This is a genomic window from Treponema sp. R6D11 (assembly GCF_054786075.1).
In genome coordinates this window covers 1-3,250 of record NZ_BDHD01000191.1, presented here as the reverse complement: position 1 = coordinate 3,250, position 3,250 = coordinate 1, and the positions used below count along the sequence as shown (strand labels likewise).

The 3,250-nt window shown below is 39.8% G+C and carries 5 protein-coding genes; 2 read left to right on the top strand and 3 right to left on the bottom strand.

Annotated features, from left to right (window positions below):
* Positions 1-162: 162 nt before the first annotated feature.
* Complete coding sequence (locus ACYVTD_RS10970) at positions 163-678, bottom strand: InlB B-repeat-containing protein (protein WP_461247810.1); 516 nt, start codon at positions 676-678, stop codon at positions 163-165.
* A gap of 203 nt (positions 679-881) precedes the next feature.
* On the opposite strand from ACYVTD_RS10970, the gene ACYVTD_RS10965 reads away from it, so the two are divergent.
* A complete protein-coding gene (locus ACYVTD_RS10965) occupies positions 882-1,898 on the top strand; it encodes a hypothetical protein (protein ID WP_461247809.1) in 1,017 nt (338 codons plus the stop codon).
* Here ACYVTD_RS10965 and trxA read toward each other — a convergent pair.
* Complete coding sequence (trxA, locus tag ACYVTD_RS10960; RefSeq protein ID WP_461247808.1) at positions 1,890-2,294, bottom strand: thioredoxin; 405 nt, start codon at positions 2,292-2,294, stop codon at positions 1,890-1,892. The two genes, ACYVTD_RS10965 and trxA, sit on opposite strands and share 9 nt — an antisense overlap.
* Positions 2,266-2,580: a helix-turn-helix domain-containing protein gene (locus ACYVTD_RS10955; protein ID WP_461247807.1), complete on the bottom strand. Its 315-nt coding sequence runs from the start codon at positions 2,578-2,580 to the stop codon at positions 2,266-2,268. Before ACYVTD_RS10955 ends, trxA begins: the two co-directional genes overlap by 29 nt.
* A gap of 117 nt (positions 2,581-2,697) precedes the next feature.
* Between ACYVTD_RS10955 and ACYVTD_RS10950 the strand changes: the two genes are divergently transcribed.
* A partial coding sequence (locus ACYVTD_RS10950; protein ID WP_461247806.1) for a cytidine deaminase occupies positions 2,698-3,250 on the top strand: 553 nt, incomplete at its 3' end.

Genomic DNA, 3,250 nt, shown 5'->3' with positions numbered 1-3,250 from the left:
CTAGCGAGTTACGCATCTGTTTTTTTTTAAAGAATCGGGGACCTACGAAATTTACAATTGGTCGCTCGGCGGGAGCGTTAGATTTTTTTAAAAGACAGTATGGGTGATAATCGCATCGTTGGGTTTTTTTTTTGGGGGGATCGGGGCAACAAATATATAACCCTATTTTGCCGTTAGTGTAACCCTGGCCGTATATTTGGTTTCCCCTAGGAAGTTATTAGGTCCCCCCCCCCCCCCACTAGGACTCCATGTTACCGAACTGCAGGTATAGTTCGCCTTGCCAACTACATTAGCCGTCGTATCTATACGAGCTCCTTTTACAGGGCTAATAACATCAACAGCAACGCTTCTAATATACGGATCAGTAGGCACTGCTTCAGTCCACCTAGCATATAAAGTCATGCTATCGGGTGGGATAGAATTAAAATCGTATAGATCTTCAAATGTTTCATTGTCTGTATACCAATCGGAGAAAATAAAATCGGGTTTAACAGGATTTGCGGGTCTTTTTACGCGGTCGCCTGAATATAGTTTTTGGGGCGGCACTTCAGTACCGCCGTTGCTGTCAAAAGTTATGGTTTTTTCCTTAAGAACTTCCGTCATCCAGGGGTTTTCACAGGCGAATAACAAGGCAAATGTTATACACGCTATCGGGATAAAAAGTTTTATTTGTTTCATCGCTTCTATGCCCCTGTTTAAGCCTATTTTCCGTAAACCCCGCCAAAAAAGGGTTTTATAAACCAAATATCTATAATATTATACTATAATATAACGCATTTTTTGCGGTTAGCGGTAAAAATTCCTTAAAAAAAGTAAAAAAATTTTTAAATTTAGTCAAGCAAAATGACACCTTCGCGCCATATATAGGTGGAGGTAAAAATATGAAAAAATATTTTTTGCTGCTGGGGCTGGGCGTTTTGCTTGGTTCCTGCTCAACCCCGGAAACACCCGGCGCAGCGCCGGTAAAGGGAAGCAGTTCTTCAGCTCTGCTTTATCTAAGTTGTCGGGCGGTGTCACAGGAAGAGGTCGAATTTGTCTTTTCGCGGTCTGTGACAATCAAATATCTTAATTTTGAACCAGAAATGTCCGTTGATTCGGTGGAAAACGGCAGTACTGTAAAGGTCAAATTTAAGGAAAAAACGGAATCAGGAAAACTGATAAACGCGAATCTACTGGCGGAGGACGAGAAAAAAAACACCCTGAATGTGCTTGTCTCTTTCCGCGCCAGAAATGACAGGATGCCAGATTTGGTGATTAATGAAGTTTGTACCGAAACCGCAAACGCCGCTGCCGGAAAAAAAGAAGAGTTTATCGAATTTAAAACAAAGTCAGCCGGTAATTTGGGCGCTATGCGGGTAGTTATCAACAGTAATACTACCGCCGCTAAACAAACCATTTATGAGTTCTCGCCTGTCGAAGTAAAAAAAGACGAATATATGGTTCTTCATCTGCGTACATATAATCCTGAAAGTAAAGATGAATACACCAATAACCTTGATGAATCGGTCGGCGTAAACGCGTCCGCGACGGGGCGGGATTTTTGGATACCGGGAGATACTGCAAAATTACTGCACAAAACCGCTATGATTTATGTTTTGGATCAGGACGACAATGTGCTTGACGCGGTAATAATATCCGATAGCGCGGATAGCTGGTGGACAAAAGATTATTTTGCCGAGACTGCTGAATTTTTATTTAAAAGCGGAGCGTGGAAATCCCAAGATGAAAAAATTTGCAGTCCGCAAGACGCGGTCGCAAGCGGAAAGACAACCAACACACGCACAATATGCCGAGATGAAACTGTTGAAGATACCGACACGGCAAATGATTGGTATATTACCGATACAAGTAATGCGACTGTGGGGAAGACAAATAGTATAAAAAGGTATTTAAAGTAAGCTTTTAAACAGAGAAATAATATCGTGTTTTGGGGCGGCTCCGTTTTTCTGAGCCGCCAATTCCCCATTATTGTAGAGAATCAGCGTGGGAATGGAAACAATCCCATGACGTTCCGCAAGAACGCCGTGTTCATCGATATTAACTTTACCGACTTTTACGCGCCCCTCGTATTCTCCGGCAATTTCATCAATTACAGGACTGAGCATTTTACAAGGACCGCACCAAGGAGCCCAGAAATCAATTAATACTGGAATCGGCGATTCCAGTACCTCGGACTTAAAATTATCAACTGTAATGGCAAGACTCATATTTTTCTCCCATTTTTTATTTTGCACTGTATTTGATTTTTTTTCAAGTGGTAAAATATTAATTTTTCTTCTTTTTAGTTTTTTCAATAAATTCGCCGAATAGTTGTTTCATATCGGTTTTGATTTCCCTACGTAATTGTTCAAAATCATGGCTCATGGAATTGCCTTCTACAAAGAGTTCATGGATTTTGATATTAAGGACTTTTGCGATACGTTCCATTAATTCTGATGTGGGAAAATTACGGGCTAGCTCTATCATAGCGATATGATGAGTGGATACATTGACTTTTTCTGCAAGTTTTTCTTGTGAAAACCCGCATTTTCGGCGGATTTCCCTTAAATTTCTGGCAAAAATATCTCGCGGTTGCCCCATTTGGTTACCTAAAAAATAATAATAAAACCTATTTATTTCTTGAATAATTATTTAATACATAATATTATGTTATACATAATTTTTAGCCATTTTTTTAATAAACATGGGGTGTCATTTTTGAAAAAATCTCTATTAAATACCCTTTTTGATAAAGCTCAAAAAGCGGCGGAAAAAGCTTATGTTCCCTATTCCAATTTTAATGTTGGAGCCGCTCTGCTTGCAGATGACGGCTCTATCTTTACAGGATGCAATATAGAAAACAGGCACTATAAATTTACCGTCTGCCCGGAAGAAGTTGCTTTAATGAAAGCGTTGAGCGAAGGGAAACGTTCCTTTTCGGCTCTTGTAATGGTAGCTGTGAATTCACCTGTTCCCTTGACTTCTTGCGGAGCTTGCCGTCATATGTTTATGGAATTTATGTCCCCTGACGCGCTTTTTTATTTTAAAGGTCGCGGTACTGAGGTTATTGAAGTAAAACTTGGGGATTTATTACCTTTTGATTATTTTAACACATCGGTTGCTGATATATTAAAAAGTGAAAACAAACATAAGCTCTTAACTCCTCAAAATGTAGCTCTTACACATCGTGAACAGGGAATATATCAACTTCTCATTTCCGGTAAAACAGCGAAGGAAATTGCTGAATTGTTATTTATCAGCATTCCTACTG